This window comes from Pseudonocardia sp. WMMC193, assembly GCF_021728735.1.
Taxonomy (GTDB): domain Bacteria; phylum Actinomycetota; class Actinomycetes; order Mycobacteriales; family Pseudonocardiaceae; genus Pseudonocardia; species Pseudonocardia oroxyli.
The window spans coordinates 5,169,107-5,188,738 of sequence record NZ_JAKKDO010000003.1; the positions used below are offsets into that span (position 1 = coordinate 5,169,107).

The following is a 19,632-nucleotide window of genomic DNA, read 5'->3' on the forward strand; positions in this document are numbered from 1 at the left end:
GGCCCGTGCCGCGGTGGCGCTCAGTCGGTGAGCGACAGCAGCTCGCGGGGGTTGTCGTGCACGATCCGGCGCAGGTCCTTCTCGGCCAGACCCAGGTCGAGCAGGGCCGCGCCGACCCTGCGGAACGCGTCGACGGGGCGCGGGAACCCGGCCTGGCCCAGGTCCGAGCCGATCAGCGTGTTCTCCGGCCCCAGCACGGAGATCCACTCCAGCAGCTGTTCGATCGGCCAGCGCATGGTCGCGGCGGGGTCGTACATGTGCAGCTCGTGCTCGATCAGCGCGCCCTGCTCGATGTAGCTCAGGCACTGCTTCGGGTCCGCGCCGATCACGAAGTCCGGGTGGGACACCACGAACCGGCGGACCCCGCGCTCGCGGGCCGCGGCGAAGCAGGCGGTGATGTCCTCGGGGTGCAGGTGCCCGCCGTTGAGGACGGCGTCGTGCTCCGCGATCAGGTCGAAGATCGGCAGCAGCTCGGGCACGACCTCGCCGTCCCGGACGACCTCGATGCGCTCGGCGGTCAGCTTCACGGTCGGGGTGGGGAAGCCGAGGTTCTCGGCGTGGCAGTCGATGTGCCTGCCCGACGACACGGTGGGCAGGTAGACGACCCGGCCACCGAGCCCGAGGCAGAGCTGCACCTGGGCGAGGTTGAGCCCGCCGACGGTCGAGTTCAGGGCGACCGCGCCGATCACCTCGGTCGGGATGTCCGCCAGCAGTGCCTTCTGCGACAGCACGTCCATCTGCGTGTTGTGGTGATGGCACTTAGCCACCAGGGCGCGCATGTGCAGCCGGTCCCAGCCGTCCCGGGCGCCGCCCGCGTGGTCGAACTCGCGCGGCATGGGGGAGGGTCCGGAGTGGCAGTGCATGTCGACGAGCCCGTCGAGGACCTGGTCGATCGCGGTGGTGGTGCTCATGGTGATCTCCTGTCAGCGTGCGTCGGCCACGACCGCGCGGGCGGCCGAGCCGAGCAGCGACGCGTCGTTGCCGATGAGGACGAAGTCGTGATGGCGGGGCAGGGCGCGGGCGGCGGCGGCCGTGCCGACCGCCGTCCCGAGGGGCAGCTCGAGCTCCTTCGCCGCGCTCGCCACGTCGTCGAGCAGGGCGGCGAACTCGGCCGACGAGGCGTCGAGCCCGGTGGCGACGGCGAGGTCGGCGGGCCCGACGAACAGGGCACCGACCCCCTCGACCGCGCCGATCTCGCGCGCCGCGGCCACCGCCTCGCGGCTCTCGAGCTGGGGCACCACCGCGACCTGCTCGCCGGCCGCGCGGTAGCCCGGGACGTCCGCGCCCCAGGCGCCCGCGCGCACGGTCGGGCCGTAGCCGCGGGAACCGTGCGGCGGGAATCGGCCTGCGGAGACGACGGACCGGGCGTCCGCCACGGTGTCGACGTGCGGGACGAGCACCCCGCTCGCTCCGGAGTCGAGGACCCGGGAGATCGTCGACGGGGAGCGGTCGGGGACCCGGACCAGGGCGGGGACACCGCAGCCGCGGGCGGTGCCGAGCAGCTGGTGGACGGTGAGCACGTCGAGCGGGGCGTGCTCCATGTCGACGACGAGGAAGTCGAATCCGGCTCGGGCGAGCAGCTCGACGGAGTCGCTCGTCGGGAGCTTGACCCAGGTCCCGATCGCGGTGCGGCCGGGGGTGCGGAAGGCGGTCACGACGGCACCGGGTACTCGGCGGCGTTGATCACCCAGCCGTCCTTCGCCGAGAAGTCGTGGCGTGGCGGACAGAAGATGTCGATCAGCTGGTTGCGGACCTGGCTCACCGACTGGCTGGTGTGCACGGACGGCGGCGGGATGATCGCCACGGACGGGCTGCCGACGTGGACGTGCTCGTCCTCCCGCCAGTCCGCCATGTCCGGGGTCCAGGGGTTGCGGATGTGGTGGACGTAGCGCCCGTCGACCGCGAGCGAACACTGCTCGAAGTCGTCGTGGTGGTGGGGGGAGAGCTTGGCGGGGTCGCGGGGACCGAGGTCGGGGTCGAACAGGTTGACCATGAAGGTGCTGCAGCGGAACAGCCGCCCGAAGCGGCCCGGTGCGTACGGATGCTCGGCCACCGGGTACACGCGCAGCGCCTGCCCGTCCACCGGCTCCGGCCAGGGGGCGAAGGGGGCGACGTTCGCATGCGGCTCGGCGTAGGCGGCGTGGTTGCGGCAGCGGGCGAGCAGGTCCGGCGAGGCCGCCGAGAACAACCGCACGACGGCGGTGTCCGCGCCGATCTCCACCCGGCTCCCGCCCGCCGGGACGACGACCATCGCCGCGCCCTCGACCGCGGTCTCCTGCGTGCCGGCGGTGAGCTTGGCGGCGGCCGTGTCCTGCGGGAACAGCACGACGTACTCGTCCGGCTGGTCTGCTCGGTCGAGGATCTCGCCCGCCCGGGCGTGGGTGTAGGCGAGGGCGAAGTTCTGTCCGCGCACCCACCAGGTGCGGCTGCCGTGCGCGCTGACCTCGTCCGGCTCCTCGGCGGAGAAGTCCACGTACTGCGCGGGGGCGTTCGGCTCCGCCGAGCGCGCCGGGGCGGTGGCGAGCCCGCTGCGCGGGTCGTCGGGTCCGTAGGCCATGAGAGCTCCTTTGCGGGATCGTGTTCGCATCGTGCGTGTCAGATTCACATTGCGAACACAACTGAGCCTGACATGGCGGTGCGCCCGCGCACAAGGGCGGCTCTTGTCGAACTCGGGGCACATGGTTACCGTATTGCGAACACGACGTTCGGATGGTGAAGTTCCACGATGACCGAGCCAGGCGCCTCGCAGGGCGACATCCAGGCGGTGACCCGCGCCAGCCAGATCCTCGGGCTGTTCCGACCGGACCGCCCCCTGCTCACGGTGGCGGACGCCGCGACCGAGCTGGGTCTCAACCGCAGCACGACCCACCGCTACTTCGGGTCACTGGTCTCGGCGGGCCTGCTCGAGCGTAGCCGGGACGGTTCGGCCTTCGTCCCCGGCGGGCTGCTCGTCCAGCTCGGCGCCTTCTCGCTCGGGCGCCGGGCGGTCGTCGATCTCGCCCCGCCGCACCTCGTGGCGCTGGCCCGCCGCACCCGCCTGTCGGCGGCGCTCAGCCTGTGGGGCGCGAGCGGGCCCGTCGTCACGCGGGTGGAGGAGGACAACAGCAACCCCGTCGTCGTGACGGTGCGGATCGGCCACCAGCTCCCGGTCGACTCCGCGCAGTGCCAGGTGTTCCTCGCGTTCATGGCGGATCAGCTGCGGGCCGAGCGGCTCGTGTCCTCCGTCGCCGGGGCCGAGCGCCGCCGGCTCGCCGAGGGGGTCGCCCGAGCCCGCGACACCGGGCTCGCCAGCACCCACCTGCTCGACTCCGACATCACCGCGGTCGGCGCCCCCGTCTTCGACGAGTCGGGGATCTGCGCCTCCATGGCCGTCATCGGCACCGCACGGACCCTGCCCGTCGACACCACCGGTGCGGCGTGGCGGGATCTCGCGGGCGCCGCCTACGAGCTCAGCAAGGAGCTCGGCGGCGAGCACCACTTCCCGCAGGACTTCACCGCCCTGCTCTGACTCTGCTCTGACTCTGCTCTGACCCACCGGCGCCGACCGCTCGGCGCCGACCGCCCTGTTCCGTCTGCCCTGTTCCGTCTGCTCGGTACCACCCCACCCCTTTCGCGCGCAGCGTTGCCGCCCCGCGGGAACGCTCGGTCCCTATCGGAGAGACCATGACCGAGACCGCCCACAGTCCCGACCAGGACCAGCCCGTCGCCCTCGACCGGGCCAATCGCAGACGCGCCCTGACCGGCGGGATCGTCGGCTACTTCGTCGACCAGTTCGACATCTACCTGCCGGTGATCGTGCTCGCGCCGGCGATGGGGTACTTCGTGCCCCCGGGCCTCGACGCGGGCACGACCGCGATCATCGCCGCGTTCGTCTTCACCGCCACACTCCTCGGCCGCCCGGTGGGTGCGGCGATCTTCGGCGTCATCGCGGACCGGACCGGCAGGCGCAAGGCGACCATCATCGCGATCGCCGGCATCGCGGTCACGACGCTGCTCATCGGGCTGCTGCCGGGGTACGCGTCGGTGGGGCTGTGGGGGATCGCGCTGGTGATCCTGCTGCGCCTGGTCGACGGCGTGTTCCTCGGCGGGGAGTACACCGCGGCGATCCCGCTCGCGATGGAGTGGACGCCGAAGCGGCGTCGGGGCCTGGCCAGCGGCCTGATCACCATGACCTCGCCCGGCGCGCTGTGCCTGATCTCGGCGATGACCCTGCTCCTGCTGCAGATCTTCCCCGCCGGGTCCCCGGACTCGGCCTACGCCGTGTGGGGCTGGCGGATCCCGTTCGTGATCGGCGCCCTGCTGGCGGCCGGGTTCCTGGTGTACTTCGTCCGGCGAGTCCCCGAGTCCGAGGCCTGGGCGAACGCCGAGCCCGCCGCCAAGCGGGTCTCGCCCTTGCGCCAGCTCTTCACCGGCGCCAACCGCCGCAGCCTCGGCCAGGTGTTCGTGCTGATGACGGGGGTCTGGATCGCGCTGAACATCTCGGCATCGGTCCTGCCGGGCCTCACCTCGAAGGTCGCCGGGCTCACCCCGACCCAGCTCACCGTCGCCCTGATCATCGCCTCCGCCGTGAGCGCCGTGACCTACCCGATCGCCGGGGTGCTGAGCCAGCGCATCGGACGGCGGCCCTTCTACATCGGCGTCGGTCTGCTGGTCGCCGTGGTGGGTGGCGGGGCCACCGCGCTGCTGGCCGGGGCGACCGATCCCGGCTTCGGGCTCGCGACCCTGCTGCTGACCGTCGCGTTCGTCGTCGGCATCCTGACCTTCGGCCCGATCGCCGCCTACATGACCGAGCGCTTCCCGGCCGCGCTGCGCTCCACCGGCTACGGCATCGGGTACAGCCTCGCCCTCGTCGTCCCGGCCTTCTACGCCTACTACCTCGTCGGTCTCGGCGCGCTGTTCGGCACCACCTACGCCTCGGCGATCCTGATGGCGATCGGCGGCCTCCTCGTCAGCGTCGGCGCCTGGCTCGGCCCCGAGACCCGCGACGTCGACATGGCGTGAGCGCCGCCCCGGTGCCCCGCCGCGGAACCGCGGCGCCGACTCAACGCCGACTCAGTACGTCGCCCGGCCGCCGCTGGCGTCGTAGACGGCGCCGGTCGAGAAGCTGACCTGCGCGGAGCACAACCAGGCGATCAGCTCGGCGATCTCCGCGGCCGTGCCGAACCGACCCATGGGGGTCAGGGACTGGGAGCGGGCGAGGACGGCCGGGTCGGTGTGGGCGTTCATCGGCGTCGAGACGGCGGCGGGGGCGACCGCGTTGACCAGCACGCCGGTCCGCGCCAGCTCCTTGCCGAGGGACTTGGTCAGCCCGATCACCGCGGCCTTCGACGCCGAGTAGGCGCTCTGGCCGGGGTTGCCGTCCTTGGCGGCGACGCTGGCCAGCGTCACGATCCGGCCCCAGCCCGCCGCCACCATCTGCGGAGCGACGGCGCGGCAGAGCAGGAACGTGCCCTCGACGTTGACCCGGAACGTGGTCCGCCACGCGTCCAGGTCGAGATCGACCAGCGGCCCGGACGGGCCGACGATCCCGGCACTGTTGACCAGGATCCCGACCGGCCCGATGCCGGCGACCATCGCGGCGACGGCATCGGGGTCGGTCACGTCGAGCTTCTCGTCCGCGCCGGGGGCGAGGTCCGCGGTGACGACCCGGACCCCCGCCTCCCGCAGTCGCGCCGCGGTGGCGGCGCCGATGCCGCTCGCCCCACCGGTGACCAGCGCGAGCACGCCCTCGGGATACCTCACGGCGTGCCTCCGGGGTTGAGCGTCTCGATCAGGAAACCGAGCTGCGACACGGTGTCGTAGTAGGCGTAGCGGACGCCTCCGCCGCGCATCGACTCGCCCTGCTGGTAGGTCTCCACACCGCGTTCGCGCAGGTCCGCGGCGGTCGCGGCGTGCGAGTCCACGGCGAATCGGAGGTGGTGCATGCCCTCGCCCTTCTCCGCCAGGTGGTCCGCCCAGATGTTCCCCTCGGTGCGCGGGGCGAGGAACTCGAGCTCGACGCCGCCGAGGTCGTAGAGCAGCACGCCGACCGTCGCGTCGATCTCGGTACCGCGGTACTCGGTGCGGCGGTAGGTGTTCTCCACGCGCGTGTGCGGCTCGAGCCCGAACACCGCGCATCCCGTCGGCGGCCGCGTCGAGGCTCCGCACGACCACGCCGACCTGGTCCATTCTCACGACCGACCTCCGATGTCGTGGGCGGCGACGAACCCGAAGGTCATCGCGGGCCCGATGTTGATCCCCCCGGCGGGGTAGTGCCCGCCCATCACGCTGGCCTGGTCGCACCCCACGGCGTAGAGGCCGGGGATCGGGGCGTCCGCGGCGTCGAGGACGCGGGCGCGGGCGTCGGTGGCGAGCCCGGCGAACGTCCCGAAGCTGCCCGGCACCACCCGGACCGCGTAGAAGGGCCCCTTCTCCAGGGGGGCGAGCGCGCCGCCGTAGCGGTTGAACGGGGTCGAGCCGCGACCGAACTCGGGATCCTCGCCGCGGCGGGCGGCGCGGTTGAACTCGGCGACCGTCGACACCAGCCCGGCCTCGTCGATGCCGCACCTTCGCGCCAGCTCCTCCAGCGTGCGGCCGCGGGTGAGGTACCCGCTGCGCAGGTACGGGGTCAGCGGCACGGGCAGCGGCTTGGCCATGCCGAGCGGGTACCGGCGCACGAACCGCGCGTCGGCGATCTGCCAGGACTGCACCGGCTCGTCCGCAGGCGTCGCGGCGAGCATCGCGGTGACGTAGTCGTGGTAACCGTTCGCCTCGTTGACGAACCGGCGCCCGGTGCGCAGCACCCCGATGCTGCCCGGTTTCGCCCGGTCCATGATGTGCGGGAACACGCCCGTGCGGCGGCCGACCCGGAACGGCACCAGCGAGACGGGGCACCAGGCGGCGGGCGAGGCCAGGTCGGTGCGCAACCGGCCGCCCACGGACTCGCCGAGCGTGATCCCCGCGCCGTCCGCGGTGGGGGGCGCGAGCGTGTGGTGCTCCTCCCCGCGGGGGAAGACCGCCCGGCGCCGCCGCACGTCCTGCGGGAACCCGCCGGTGGCGAGCACCACGGCGCGGCCCGCGGCGATCGTCCGGGGTCCGTCCGGTGTGGACGCGACCACACCGGTGACCCGGTCGCCCTCGCGAACGAGCTCCAGTACGGGGGAGGACGTCTGGATCTCGACGCCGGCGTCGAGCGCGGCGCGCAGCAGCCGTCCGACGAGCGCGGTGCCGTTGACCAGCTGCATCCCGCGCCGGAACCGCACCAGGTCGAGCAGGTGCCGCCCGACCCGGCGGGTCGCGTGCAGCAGCCCGCGCGGGTCGCCCCGGGAGGCGGACAGGAAGAGCCCGAGGTCGTCGCCCGCCATGATCCCCATGCCGAGGAACGAGGTCTCGTAGAGCTGGCGGCGCAGCAGCCGCGCGACCTCCGGACCGAGCTCTCGCAGGTCCACGGGCTGCGGTGCGACGGACCGATGGCCGGTGCCCGCGCCGGGCAGGTCGCCGTAGACGTCGCAGATCCGCGCGCCCGGCACGAACCGCAGGGCGGTCTCGGTGTGGAAGAACCGGACCATCTCGGGTGCGGCGTCCAGGAACGCGTCGACGCGTTCGGCGTCGTAGTCCTTGCCGAGCGCGGCGTGCAGGTAGCTGCGGAACTCGGCGGGGTCCTCGTCGACGCCGTCGGCGCGGGCGAGCGGGTTGCCCGGCGCCCACATCCAGCCGCCGGACCACGCGGTCGCACCGCCGCAGACGGTGTCCCGCTCCAGGACGAGGACGCGTCGTCCCCCATGGGCCGCGGCGACGGCCGCGGCGAGCCCACCGGCTCCCGAGCCGACCACGACGACGTCGTACCGGGTCACGGCGTTGGTCCCCTCTGTGTGAAACGGTCTGAGACTGTGTAGCATTCGATGCTGAATCTCACACTTACTGTGTCGGCAGCCGACTATATGTGGGATTCCGTCCTGCGCAAGGGAGGAGTCGTCGTGGAGATCCGTTGGCTGGAGGCGTTCATCGCGGTCGCCGAGGAGCTGCACTTCGGGCGTGCGGCGGCGCGGTTGAACCTCGCGCAGTCCCCGCTCAGCCAGACCATCCGCAGGCTGGAGCGCGAGCTCGGGACCAGCCTGTTCGACCGGAGCACCCGCAGCGTGTCGCTCACTCCCGCCGGGCACGCGCTGCTGCCCCACGCCCGGCGCGTGTTCGAGGAGCTGGAGCTGGGCAGGCAGGCCAGCCGAGCGACCGACGGGGTCGTCTACGGCACCGTCTCGATCGGCTTCTCCGGCGCGCTCAACCACCTCACGCTCCCGCCGCTGACCAGGGCGGTCCGCCAGCGCTACCCGGACGTCACGCTCTCGCTGACCGGGCGCGTCATGACCCGAGACGGCGTGGAGCAGGTCGAACGCGGCGCCCTGGACATCGTGTTCGTGGGTCTGCCCCTCGAGCCCTCGCCGGTGTGCACGCGGTTGATCGGGAAGGAGCGGCTCGGCGTGGCGCTGCCGATCGACCATCCGCTCGCGGGCGAGGCCGAGGTGGACCTCGGCGACCTCGCCGAGGACGGGTTCATCACCCTGCCCCTGGACGTCGGGTCTTCGCTGGCCCAGCTCACGGCTCAGGCCTGCGCGAACGCCGGCTTCCGGCCGCGGATCGTCCAGGAGATCACCGACCCGTACATGATCCTGACGCTGGTGTCGGCGGGCGTCGGCGTGGCGCTGATGGCGGAGGGGGTGCAGCACATCATGCCCGCGTCGTCGGTGTTCGTCCCGCTCCGTGGCGAGCCCACCTACATGCGGCACGCGCTGGCCTGGCTGCCGGACAACCCTTCCCCGGTGCTGAAGGCGGTCCTGGAGATCGCGGAGGAGGTACTCCCGACGCCCACGGACTGATTGTGTGCGCTGGAAGCATGGAGTCAGTGAAACTGAGTGTTGGACGGACTTGGTTTCCGGTGCAACCCTCGTCGTCATCTCCGCAGGGCTCCTCGTCAGGCGCCCCCGTCGACGTCGCCGGTTCGAAAGGAACGCCATGTCCAGTACGGCATCGGCCCCGACCCGCAACAACCCGAGGAAGGCCGCGGTCTCCGGCTTCCTGGGCAGCACCCTCGAGTACTACGACTTCTTCATCTACGGCTCCGCCGCGGCGCTCGTGTTCGGGAAGGTCTTCTTCCCCGACGCGGGCGCCACCGGGGCGCTGCTGTCCATCGCCACCCTCGGCGTGGCCTACGTCGCCCGTCCCCTCGGCGCGATCCTGTTCGGCCACTTCGGCGACCGGTTCGGCAGGCGCAACGCGCTGATGGCCACCCTGCTGCTGATGGGCCTGTCGACCTTCCTGATCGGCTGCCTGCCCTCCTACCAGTCGATCGGCGTGGCCGCGCCGATCATCCTCGTGCTGTTGCGCCTGCTCCAGGGCCTGTCGGCGGGAGGTGAGTCGCCCGGCGCCAGCTCGCTGTCCATGGAGCACGCCCCCGACCGCAGGCGCGCGTTCTTCGCCAGCTTCACCATGAGCGGCATCATGTTCGGCATCGTGGTGTCGAGCCTCGTGTTCATCCCGGTCGCGGCCCTGCCCGAGGACCAGCTGCTGTCGTGGGGCTGGCGGATCCCGTTCTGGCTGTCCATCGCGGTGACCGGGGTCGCCTACTTCCTGCGCCGCTCGCTGCAGGAGCCCGAGGTCTTCCACGAGCTGCAGGAGACCGCGGAGACGGCCAAGGCCCCGATCGTCGAGCTGTTCCGCGACCACTGGCTCACCGTGCTCCGGATCGCCGTCTGCGCCAGCTTCGCCATGGTCAACACCATCGTCAACGTCTTCGCCCTCGCCTACGCCACCCAGGTCGAGGGGATCTCGCGGCCGACGATGCTCGCGGTGATATCGGTGGCCAACGCGGTCGCCGTGCTGACCCAGCCGCTCTACGGCATGCTCGCCGACCGCGTCGGCCGCAAGCCCGTGTTCGTGACCGGGCTGGTCGGCGTGGGGGCGATGGTCTTCGTGTTCTTCCACGCCATCGGCACCCAGAACGTCCCGTGGATCTACCTGAGCGCCGTGCTGCTGATCGGCTTCTGCTACGCCGCGCCGAACGGCATCTACCCGGCCTACTTCCCGGAGCAGTTCCCGGCCCGGGTCCGCTACTCCGGCATGGCGATCGGCCTGATGGTCGGGCTGCTGGCGGCCGGGTTCACCCCGCTCTGGGCCACCGCGCTGACGGCGGGCGACCAGGCGAACTGGCTCCCGGTGGCCTGGTTGTGCGCGGGCTTCGTGGCCGCCTCGGCGATCGCGGCGCTGACCGGGCCGGAGACCTTCAGGGTCCCCACCGCCGAGCTCGGCCGGTCGCGGTCCAGCGCACCCGTCCCGGCACGCGTCGCCTCCTGATGCGGGTCGCAGTGATCGGCTGCGGCAACGTGGCCGGCAACCACGCCGCCGCCTACCGCGCGCTCACGGACGTCGAGCTGGTCGCCGTCGCGGACGTCGACCCGGCTCGTGCCGCCGCCCTCGCCGCGCGGTTCGGTACCCGGGCCGTCGACCCGCAGGAGCTGTTCGGGCTGGGTCTCGACCTGGTGAGCGTGTGCACGCCGCACCCCACCCACGAGGCCGTCGTCGTCCGGGCCGCGGCACACGGGGTGCACGTGCTGTGCGAGAAGCCGATCGCCGTCGACCTCGGCGCGGCGGGCCGCATGATCGCCGCCGCGGAGGCGGCGGGCGTGCAGCTGGGCGTGCTGTTCCAACGCCGGTTCTGGCCCGCCGCGCGCCGCATCCGGGCCGCGCTCGACGACGGGACGCTCGGCCGCCCGGTCCTCGGGCACGCCTCGGTGCTGCTGCACCGCGAGCCGGAGTACTACACGGCCGCGGCCTGGCGCGGCACCTGGGCGACCGACGGCGGCGGGGTCCTGATGACCCAGGCCGTGCACAACATCGACCTGCTGCAGTGGTTCATGAACGGCGCGGGCGAGGCCGTCGAGGTCTCGGCCGCGCACACCACCGTGACGCACCCCGTCGAGGTCGAGGACACCGCCGTCGCGACGATCCGGTTCGCGGGCGGCGGCCTGGCCACGCTCGCCGCGTCGACGGCGATGACCCCGGGTCTCGGGACGCGGGTGCAGGTCAGCGGCTCGACCGGGGCCACGGTCGGGCTCGCGGAGTACCCGGAGGGGAGCGAGGCGCGGCTCGACGTGTGGGCCGTGCCCGGCGCCGCCGCCGTCTCGTCCCCGTTCGGCGGCGGGCTCGTCCCGGACCTCGACCTGGCCGCGATCAACGGGTCGCTCGCCCCGTTCCACGCCCTGCAGATCGCCGATTTCGTCGCCGCCGTCCGGGAGGGGCGTGCGCCCGCCGTGACCGGCCGCGAGGCGGCGAAGTCGCTGGCGATCCTCACCGCGCTCTACCGCTCGGCCGCGTCCGGCCACCCCGAACCGGTCCCCACCACCAGGGAGGAGATCCCCGCATGACCCCGATCGGGATCGCGCACCTCACGCTCCTGCGGCTCAGCCCGCCCGAGCTCGTCGCGACCGCCGCCGCGGCGGGCTACGACTTCGTCGGCGTCCGGGTGAAGGCCGTGACCGCGGGCGAGCACCAGTACCCCATGGAACCGGGCTCGCCGATGTCGAAGGAGACGCTGCGGCGACTCGCCGACACCGGTCTCGAGGTGCGAGACGTCGAGTTCCTGACCCTCGGCCCGGAGACCGGGCCCGCGGACTGGAAGCCCGCGCTGGACGCGGGCGCCGCGCTCGGCGCCCGCACGCTCAGCGTCGTCGGGGTGGACCCGGACCGCTCGCGGCTGACGGACACCCTCGCCGCCCTGACCGCGGACGCCCGGGCGGTCGGCATCCTGCCCACCCTCGAGCCCATCAGCTACCAGCCGGTGAGCACCGTCCGGGAGGCAGGGGAGCTGGCCGCGGCGGCGGGCGCCGCGGTCCTGCTCGACGCCCTCCACCTCCGACGTGGCGGCAGCTCGCTGGAGGACGTCCGCGTCTTGGACCCCGCGCTCGTCCCCTGCCTGCAGCTCTGCGACGGCCCCCTGGAGGCGCCGACCCACCTCGACCTGCCCGCCGAGCTGCCGCTCGGCATGAAGGCGGACGGATCGGTGCTGCAGGTCGAGGCGCGGGTGCAGCGCGGGATCATCGGTTCCGGGGAGCTCCCGCTGGCCGAGCTGGTGGCCGCGGCGCCCGCGGGGACCCCGCTGAGCGTCGAGGTGCCGCACCTGGGCCTGGCCGACCTCGATCTCGCCCGGCGCAACCTCGACGCCGTCCGGGAGCTGGTCGCGTGACCACCTTCCTGACGGCGCACCGGGTCGCGCTGGTCGGCGCCGGGATCGGCGGTTCGCTCTCGCCCGCGCTGCACGAGCGCGAGGCCGCCGCCCTGGGCCTGGACTACACGTACTCGGTGCGCGACCTGGACGTCGAGCCCGACCTCACCCTGCGCGCCGCCGTGGCGGACGGGATCACGGGGTTCAACGTGACCCACCCCGTGAAACAGGGCGTGCTGGCCCAGCTCGACGCGCTGTCGCCCGCGGCCGCCGCCCTCGGCGCGGTCAACACCGTCGTCGTGCGGGACGGAGTCCTGACCGGGCACAACACCGACCACAGCGGGTTCCTGGCGGGGTTGCGGCACGGGCTGCCGGACGCGGCACTCGGCCGGGTCGCCGTGATCGGCGCCGGGGGAGCCGGATCGGCGGTGGCGTACGCGCTGGTCGGGGTCGGCGCGGCGGTGCGGATCGTCGACGCCGATCCGGCGCGCGCCAGCGCGCTCGCGGGCCGGCTGCGGGCCGCGTTCCCGGGCGCCGAGATCGGCGTCGGCTGGGAGGGCGACCTCGACGGGATCGTGAACGCCACCCCGATCGGGATGACCGGCCATCCCGGCCTCCCGTTCGATCCCACGCTGCTCCGGCCGGGGCAGTGGGTCGCCGAGTGCGTCTACCGTCCGCTGGAGACGGAGCTGCTCGCGGTGGCCCGCGCCCGTGGCCACCGCGTCCTCGACGGCGGCGCGATGCTCGTCGCGCAGGCCGCGGACACCCTCGCCCTGCTCACCGGCGCCACCCCCGACCTCGCTCGGATGCGCCGCCACCTGGGAGAACTCACCGATGTCTGAGCACGTGTCCGACCACTGGGACCACGACGTCGACCTGCTGGTCCTCGGGTCCGGCGCCGGCGGGCTCGGCGCCGCCGTCGTCGGGGCGGGGGAGGGGCTGCGCACGCTGGTGCTCGAGAAGACCGAGTGGCTCGGCGGCACCACCGCGTACTCCGCGGGCACCTGCTGGGTGCCCGGCCACCCGATGCAGGCGGATCCGGCGCACGACCGCGCCGAGGCGAGCCGCTACCTGGACACCCTGGTCGGTGACCGGGCGCCGCGCGCGCTGCGCGAGGCCTACCTCGACCACGGCCCCGCCATGCTCGCCCGGCTGCGGGAGCTCGGGGTCGACTTCTGGCACAGCAAGGCCGTCGTGGACTACCACCCCGAGGTGAGCGGTTACGGGCTCGGGCGGGCGCTGGAACCGAAGACCTTCGACGGCCGGGTGCTCGGCCGGGGCCGCTTCGGCCGGGTCCGCCGCCCGGTGCCGGAGTTCGCGCTGTTCCGCGGCACGCTGATGGTCCGGCGGCCCGAGGTCAACGAGCTGCTCACGCTCTTCAGCGGGTCGCCGCGGGGCCTGGCCACCGCGTTGCGGCTCGGCGTGCGCTGGGTGCTCGACCTGCTCCGCGGCTACCCGCGCGGCACCCGGCTGGCGATGGGGAACGCGCTGGTCGCGAACCTGTACCACCAGCTGGAGCGGCGCGGCGGCGAGGTCTGGTTCACCGCCCGGAGCCTCGAGCTGGTGTGCGAGGACGGCCGGGTCGTGGGAGCGGTGGTGTCCCGGCGCGGCGAGACGGTCCGGGTCCGGGCGCGCAAGGGCGTGGTCCTCGCGGCGGGCGGGTTCGCGGCCAGCCCGGAGCTGCGCGAGCGCCACATGCCGAGCCCGACGCCGCAGTTCACCCGGGTCGGCGAGGGCGCGACCGGTGACTCGATCGCGCTCGCGGAGGCGGTGGGCGGTGCCCTCGGCGAGCCCCGGGACGACAACGCCCTGTGGTTCCCCAGCTCGATCGGGCGCCGCCGGGACGGGTCGACGGCGGTGTTCCCGCACATCTGGGACCGGGCGAAGCCGGGCATCCTCGCGGTCAACTCCGCCGGGCGTCGGTTCGTCGACGAGTCGGTGTCCTACCACCGCTTCACCCGGGCGATGTACGACTCGCACAAGGACGTCCCGACGGTCCCGGCCTGGCTCGTCGTCGACTCCCGGACACTGGCGCGCTACGGGCTCGGAATGGTGCACCCGCACCTGCCCGCGCTGCGCCTGCGGCCCTTCCTGAGGAGCGGCTACCTGCGCACCGGCGCCACCGTGCGCGCGCTGGCGGCCGAGATCGGCGTGGACCCGGACGGCCTGGAGCGCACCGTCGCGGACGCCAACCGCTTCGCGCGCACCGGGATCGACGAGGAGTTCGGCAAGGGGCAGAGCCCGTTCGGCCTGGCGGCGGGCGATCCGGCCCACGGTCCGAACCCCAACCTCGGGCCCGTCGAGACGGCGCCGTTCTACGCGATCGCCGTGGTCCCGACGCCGCTGGCCAGCGCGCTGGGTCTGCGCACGGACGTCGACGCCCGGGTGCTCGACGACCGCGACCGACCGGTCCCGGGCCTCTACGCCGTGGGCAACGACGCGAACTCGATCATGGCGTCGGAGTATCCCGGTGCGGGCTGCCAGGTCGGCGCGGGCCTGACCTTCGGCTACCTCGCGGCAAGGCACGCCGCGCAGAGCTGATGGACGTCCGCTGGGTGGAGGCGTTCCTCGCCGTGGCCGAGGAGCTGCACTTCGGGCGCGCGGCGGAGCGCCTCCACATGGCCCAGTCCCCGCTGAGCCAGACCATCAAGAAGCTCGAACGCCAGGTGGGCGCGCCGCTGTTCGACCGCACCACCCGGGCCGTCACGCTGACCTCGGCGGGGCACGCGCTGGTGCCGCACGCCCGACGGATCGTCGAGGACCTGGATCTCGCGCTCCGCGCCACGCGCGCCGGCCCCGGGGAGGTCTACGGCCGGGTCCGGCTCGGCCTGTCCGGGGCGCTCAACCGCCTCACGCTCCCGCCGCTGACCCGCGCGCTGCGGACCCGGCACCCGCACGTCGAGCTGGAGCTGGTGGACCGGGTCACCACCGAGGACGCGCTGGGGATGGTCGAGCGCGGCGCGCTGGACGTGTCCTTCGTCGGGCTCCCGGTGCCCGGCACCCCGTCCACCCGCACGATCAGCATCGAGCGGCTCGGCGCCGTCGTGCCGCCGGATCACCGGTTCGCCGACCGCGGCGAGATCGCCCTGCCCGAGCTCGCGGGCGAGGACTGGGTGCTGATGCCGGGCCAGTCCGCGCTGCGGGCGGTCCTGCTCACGGCCTGCCAGGCGGCGGGCTTCCGGCCGCGGATCGCCCAGCAGGTGAAGGATCCGTACGTGGTGTTGTCGCTGGTCGCGGCCGGTCTCGGGGTCTCGCTGGCGCCGACGTGCGTGCGGCCGATCATGCCGTCGGGCGCGGTCTGGATCCCCCTCGCGGCCCCCGCCCCGGAGCTGCACAGCGCGCTGCTGTGGGACGAGGGTCGGATGACGGAGGCGGTCCGGGCCCTGCTCGCGGTCGCCGCCCGCGTGCTGCCCGATCCTGTGCGATCCGCACATGAACCGTCCTGAATCGAGTGTTGGACCGGCGCAGTCCGCGGGGCGCACCGTGAAGGACATGGGCATCTACGCGGTCACCTACACCTACGGCCCGGACACCGACGTCGCCCGCGACGCGCACCGGCCCCGCCACAAGGACTTCCTGGCCGATCTCCACGAGGCGGGCACCCTGCGCGCCTCCGGCCCGCTGGCCGACGGCACCGGCGCGCTGCTGCTCCTCGAAGCGGAGTCCGACGCGCAGGTCGAGCACCTCCTGGACGGCGATCCGTTCCGGCAGGAGGGGCTGATCGGCGAGCGCACCGTGCGCGGCTGGTCCATCGTCTTCGGCGGTCTGCGGTGAGGGTCGCGCGGACCCTCTCCCGCGAGCACGTCGTGATCGACGAGGTGCCCGCGCCCGTGCCCGGACCGGGGGAGGCGCTCGTCCGGATCCGCGCCGTCACCCTGTGCGGCACCGACCTGCACATCTGGGAGGACGACTACGCCACCGAGCTGCCGATCGTCCAGGGTCACGAGCTGGCCGGGACCGTGGAGACCGCGCCCGCCGGATCCGGCTTCCTCCCCGGCGACCGGGTGGCGGTCTCGCCGATCCGCTGGTGCGGGGAGTGCCACGCGTGCGGGATCGGGCGGATCAACGCCTGCGCCCGCTCGTCGGTGCTCGGCTGCTACACCGACGGCGGCCTCGCCGAGCTGGTCGCCGTGCCGGTGACCGACCTGTTCCGCGTGCCGGACGGGATGCCCACGGAGGTCGCGGCGCTCGCCGAACCCACCAGCATCGCCATGCAGGCGGTGCTGCGCGGGCGGCCGGAGAAGGACGAGCGGGCCCTCGTCCTGGGCTGCGGGCCGATCGGGCTGCTGGCCACCCTGCACCTCACCGCGCTGGGCGTGGAGGTGGTCGCCACGGACGTGAACCCCGACCGTGCCGCCTTCGCGCGCGGGTTCGGGGCGATCGAGCCGGACGGGCGGCAGCCGTCGCTCGTCCTCGAGGCGACCGGCGCGCCGAGCGCGTTCACCACCGCGGTCGAGAGCGTGGCCACCGCGGGCCGGGTCGTGCTCGTCGGCATCTCCGACCGGCCCGTCACGCTCTCGATGCGCACGCTGCCGGTCAAGGACCTCGACCTGCTCGGCAGCCGCAACAGCCTGCGGCGGATCGGGGAGGCGCTCGAGCTGCTGGCCGCCCATCCCGAACCCGCCGCCGCGCTGGTCACCCGCCGGGTGCCGTTCGCCGAGGTCGGCGACGCCTTCGGGCTCCTGCGCACCGAGCTCGGCAAGATCGCGGTGCTCCTGTGAACGGCGGCCACGACCTCGTGGTGGTCGGATCGGGGGCGGCCGGGCTGACCGCCGCCGTCGGGGCCGCGGAGGCCGGGCTGTCGGTGCTCGTGGTGGAGAAGGCGGCGCAGCTGGGCGGCACCACCGCCGTGGGCGGGGGTGTGATCTGGGCCCCGAACAACGCGCTGATGTCCACGCCGGACAGCCCCGGGGCGGCGCGGGCGTACCTCGGCACCGGCCGGATGTCGGCGTCCGAGATCGCGGCGTTCGTCGAGGACGTGCCGCGCGCGATCGCGATGCTGACCCGGGTCGGCGTCCGGATGCGGCCACTGCCCCGGCCCGACTACCACCCCGACCGGCCCGGCGCGGCGCACGGACGGGGCCTCGACCAGGAGCCGTTCGACCCGCGCCCGTGGCCGGGGCTGGCCGAGCGGATCCGCCCGCCGACCTACTTCCCGCTGCTCACCATGTCCGAACGGGACGACCGCTCGGCCGGCCCGGAGGTGGTCAAACAGCGCGAGGCCGACGGCGTCCGCACCATGGGTGGCGCGCTCGTCGGGCGGCTGTTGGTCGCCGCGCTGGACCGGGGCGTCGAGATCCTCGCCGGGACGCCCGTGACCGCGCTCGGCCACGGGACCGTCCGGCTCGGGGAGGAGACGGTCGCGGCGGGCGCGGTCCTGCTCGCGTCGGGCGGCTTCGAGTGGAACGCCGACCTGCGGCGACGCCACCTCGCGGCCGAGATCACGCCGATCAGCGCACCCTCGAACACCGGCGACGCGCTCGGCCTCGCCCGCGGGGCGGCCCTCGACGAGATGACCGCGGTGTGGGGCGTCCCCGTGATCACGCCGCCCGGCGACCGCTACGACGGCATGCCGAGCGGCCGGATGGGCAACGTCGAGATGACCCTGCCGGGCTCGGTCACCGTCGACACCAGCGGCAGGCGGTTCGTGAACGAGGCCCTGAACTACCACGACCTCAACCGGGCCTTCGCCGGTCGCACCGCGTTCCTGGTGTTCGACCGGGCCTACCGCGAGCGGTACCCGGTGGCCGGGTCGCCACCCGGCGCCGTCGAGCCCTGGATGGTCACCGCGGACACCCCGGCCGAGCTGGCGCGGCGGGTGGGGATCGACCCGGCGGGCCTGGTCGCGACCCTGGGCCGGTTCAACGCCGCCGCCCGCCGCGGCGCGGACCCGGACTTCGGGCGGGGCGCGAACCCGCAGGACCGCCACCTCGGTGACCCGGCGATCACGCCCAACCCCTGCCTCGCCCCCGTCGCACAGGGGCCGTTCTTCGCCGTCCCGGTCCACGCCGGCGCGCTCGGCACGGCGGGTGGGCTCGCGACGGACCTCGACGGCCGCGTCGTCGATCCGGCAGGCGACCCGATCCCCGGGCTGTACGCGGCGGGGAACTGCGCGGCCACCCTGTTCCGGGACGGCTATCCGGGCGGTGGTGCGACCCTGGCCTCCGCGGTCGTCCGCGCCTATCGGGTGGTCCGACACCTCGCGCGCGGGGTCTCGGGGGCGGAGGGAGGACGGTGAGCGCCCGAGCGGGCGGCGTCTCGGGAATGGGTCGCTCTGCCGATGGTCGACGAGGTCGGCCGGGCGGTGTCATGGACCAGGCATCCGTCCCGTCGCGAGCCAGGACTCGCGCCCGCTCCCGAGGACCACATCCATGCGCGTCGGTCTCATCGCCCCTCCGGGGGTCCCCGTTCCCCCGCTCGCCTACGGCGGCACCGAGTCGGTCATCGACCGCCTGGCCCGCGGACTGGTCCGGGCCGGTCACGAGGTGCTGCTCGCCGCCGCGGCCGAGAGCGAGTGCCCGGTGCCCCGGGTGGGCGGGACCGCGACGGTCGGCAGGGCGGGGCCGGTGCGTGCCGACATGGTGACCGAGCTGCGCCACGCCATCACGAGCTACGCCGCCATGACCGACGTGGACCTCGTGCACGACCACACGATGGCCGGTCCGCTCTACCGGCGTCCCCCGATGGGCCAACCCGTCGTGACCACCGCGCACGGCCCGTTCGACGCGACCCTGGGCCCGCTCTACCGCGCGATGCGCGGGGTCGCGGTGGTGGCGATCTCGCAGCACCAGGCGGACACCGCCGACGGGGTGCCGCTCGCCGGGGTGATCCACCACGGCCTGGACGTCGAGTCGGTCCCGGTGGGCGATGGGCAGGGCGGTTACGCGAGCTTCCTGGGACGGATGTCCCCGGAGAAGGGGCCGCGCGAGGCCGCGCTGGCGGCCCGGGCCGCGGGGGTCCCGCTGCGCATGGCCGCCAAGCTGCGGGAACCGGAGGAGCGCGAGTACTTCGACGCGCAGGTCAAGCCGCTGCTGTGCGCGGACGTCGAGTACGTCGGCGAGCTCGGCCACAGCGAGAAGCTCGAGCTCGTCGGGGACTCGTTCGCCCTCGTCAACCCCATGCAGTGGGCGGAGCCGTTCGGTCTGGTGATGATCGAGGCGCTGGCCACCGGCACCCCCGTCGTCGCCACCCCGGCCGGGTCCGCCCCCGAGATCGTGGACGACGGGGTCACCGGGTTCCTGCGCTCGGGCGCCCTCCCGCTGGCCGCGGCGCTCCTGGACGCCGCGCTGCTCGACCGCACCGCCTGCCGGGCGGCCGCCGCCCACCGGTTCAGCACCGAGCGGATGGTCGCCCAGCACGTCCGGCTCTACGAGGACCTCCTGCCCGGTCCGACCCCGGACCCCCGCAGGGCCGGCGCGCCGCCGGTCCCCGCGCCCTGA

At 73.9% G+C, this 19,632-nt stretch carries 19 protein-coding genes; 13 read left to right on the forward strand and 6 right to left on the reverse strand.

Annotated elements, in window-relative coordinates:
- Positions 1-20 precede the first annotated feature (20 nt).
- The 3 genes from L3X23_RS26575 to L3X23_RS26585 are packed head-to-tail and all read right to left on the reverse strand — an operon-like array spanning position 21 to position 2,557.
- Complete coding sequence (locus tag L3X23_RS26575; protein WP_237195488.1) at positions 21-911, reverse strand: DUF6282 family protein; 891 nt, start codon at positions 909-911, stop codon at positions 21-23.
- 12 nt (positions 912-923) lie between these two features.
- Positions 924-1,655 (reverse strand): HpcH/HpaI aldolase/citrate lyase family protein, encoded by a 732-nt coding sequence (locus L3X23_RS26580; RefSeq protein WP_237195489.1) that lies wholly within the window; start codon positions 1,653-1,655, stop codon positions 924-926.
- Positions 1,652-2,557, reverse strand: coding sequence for a hypothetical protein (locus tag L3X23_RS26585; RefSeq protein WP_237195491.1), 906 nt, complete (start codon positions 2,555-2,557; stop codon positions 1,652-1,654). Before L3X23_RS26585 ends, L3X23_RS26580 begins: the two co-directional genes overlap by 4 nt.
- Positions 2,558-2,725: 168 nt before the next feature.
- On the opposite strand from L3X23_RS26585, the gene L3X23_RS26590 reads away from it, so the two are divergent.
- Together L3X23_RS26590 and L3X23_RS26595 are read left to right on the forward strand one after the other, a co-directional pair.
- Positions 2,726-3,508, forward strand: a complete 783-nt coding sequence (locus L3X23_RS26590) for an IclR family transcriptional regulator (RefSeq protein ID WP_093085160.1) — start codon at positions 2,726-2,728, stop codon at positions 3,506-3,508.
- A gap of 155 nt (positions 3,509-3,663) precedes the next feature.
- Positions 3,664-5,001, forward strand: a complete 1,338-nt coding sequence (locus L3X23_RS26595) for an MFS transporter (RefSeq protein WP_093085157.1) — start codon at positions 3,664-3,666, stop codon at positions 4,999-5,001.
- A gap of 51 nt (positions 5,002-5,052) precedes the next feature.
- Here the strand turns inward: L3X23_RS26595 and L3X23_RS26600 are convergent, their stop codons facing one another.
- Genes L3X23_RS26600 through L3X23_RS26610 form a run of 3 tightly spaced genes read right to left on the reverse strand, consistent with a single transcriptional unit; the run spans position 5,053 to position 7,832 of the window.
- Positions 5,053-5,742, reverse strand: a complete 690-nt coding sequence (locus L3X23_RS26600; protein ID WP_237195493.1) for an SDR family NAD(P)-dependent oxidoreductase — start codon at positions 5,740-5,742, stop codon at positions 5,053-5,055.
- Positions 5,739-6,110: a VOC family protein gene (locus tag L3X23_RS26605; protein WP_237195494.1), complete on the reverse strand. Its 372-nt coding sequence runs from the start codon at positions 6,108-6,110 to the stop codon at positions 5,739-5,741. The genes L3X23_RS26600 and L3X23_RS26605 overlap by 4 nt, the downstream gene beginning before the upstream one ends.
- A gap of 60 nt (positions 6,111-6,170) precedes the next feature.
- Positions 6,171-7,832, reverse strand: a complete 1,662-nt coding sequence (locus L3X23_RS26610) for an FAD-dependent oxidoreductase (RefSeq protein ID WP_237195496.1) — start codon at positions 7,830-7,832, stop codon at positions 6,171-6,173.
- 123 nt (positions 7,833-7,955) lie between these two features.
- Here L3X23_RS26610 and L3X23_RS26615 point away from each other — a divergent pair, with 123 nt between their 5' ends.
- From L3X23_RS26615 to L3X23_RS26665, 11 genes are all read left to right on the forward strand, one after another.
- Positions 7,956-8,852, forward strand: a complete 897-nt coding sequence (locus tag L3X23_RS26615) for a LysR family transcriptional regulator (RefSeq protein ID WP_237195497.1) — start codon at positions 7,956-7,958, stop codon at positions 8,850-8,852.
- A 136-nt stretch (positions 8,853-8,988) separates the two neighbouring features.
- On the forward strand, positions 8,989-10,326 hold the full coding sequence (locus L3X23_RS26620) for an MFS transporter (protein WP_237195498.1): 1,338 nt from the start codon (positions 8,989-8,991) through the stop codon (positions 10,324-10,326).
- Positions 10,326-11,396 (forward strand): Gfo/Idh/MocA family protein, encoded by a 1,071-nt coding sequence (locus L3X23_RS26625; protein WP_237195499.1) that lies wholly within the window; start codon positions 10,326-10,328, stop codon positions 11,394-11,396. The genes L3X23_RS26620 and L3X23_RS26625 overlap by 1 nt, the downstream gene beginning before the upstream one ends.
- Positions 11,393-12,214 (forward strand): sugar phosphate isomerase/epimerase, encoded by an 822-nt coding sequence (locus L3X23_RS26630; protein WP_237195500.1) that lies wholly within the window; start codon positions 11,393-11,395, stop codon positions 12,212-12,214. Before L3X23_RS26625 ends, L3X23_RS26630 begins: the two co-directional genes overlap by 4 nt.
- On the forward strand, positions 12,211-13,035 hold the full coding sequence (locus L3X23_RS26635; protein ID WP_237195501.1) for a shikimate dehydrogenase: 825 nt from the start codon (positions 12,211-12,213) through the stop codon (positions 13,033-13,035). Before L3X23_RS26630 ends, L3X23_RS26635 begins: the two co-directional genes overlap by 4 nt.
- Positions 13,028-14,734 (forward strand): FAD-binding protein, encoded by a 1,707-nt coding sequence (locus tag L3X23_RS26640; RefSeq protein ID WP_237195502.1) that lies wholly within the window; start codon positions 13,028-13,030, stop codon positions 14,732-14,734. Before L3X23_RS26635 ends, L3X23_RS26640 begins: the two co-directional genes overlap by 8 nt.
- Entirely contained in the window at positions 14,734-15,639 is a 906-nt protein-coding gene (locus L3X23_RS26645) for a LysR family transcriptional regulator (protein WP_237195503.1), read from the forward strand. The genes L3X23_RS26640 and L3X23_RS26645 overlap by 1 nt, the downstream gene beginning before the upstream one ends.
- Before the next feature lie 46 nt (positions 15,640-15,685).
- On the forward strand, positions 15,686-15,967 hold the full coding sequence (locus tag L3X23_RS26650) for a YciI family protein (RefSeq protein WP_093085638.1): 282 nt from the start codon (positions 15,686-15,688) through the stop codon (positions 15,965-15,967).
- Entirely contained in the window at positions 15,964-16,914 is a 951-nt protein-coding gene (locus tag L3X23_RS26655) for an alcohol dehydrogenase catalytic domain-containing protein (protein WP_093085124.1), read from the forward strand. The genes L3X23_RS26650 and L3X23_RS26655 overlap by 4 nt, the downstream gene beginning before the upstream one ends.
- A complete protein-coding gene (locus L3X23_RS26660) occupies positions 16,911-18,431 on the forward strand; it encodes an FAD-dependent oxidoreductase (protein WP_237195505.1) in 1,521 nt (506 codons plus the stop codon). Before L3X23_RS26655 ends, L3X23_RS26660 begins: the two co-directional genes overlap by 4 nt.
- 133 nt (positions 18,432-18,564) lie before the next feature.
- Positions 18,565-19,632, forward strand: a complete 1,068-nt coding sequence (locus tag L3X23_RS26665; RefSeq protein WP_237195507.1) for a glycosyltransferase family 4 protein — start codon at positions 18,565-18,567, stop codon at positions 19,630-19,632.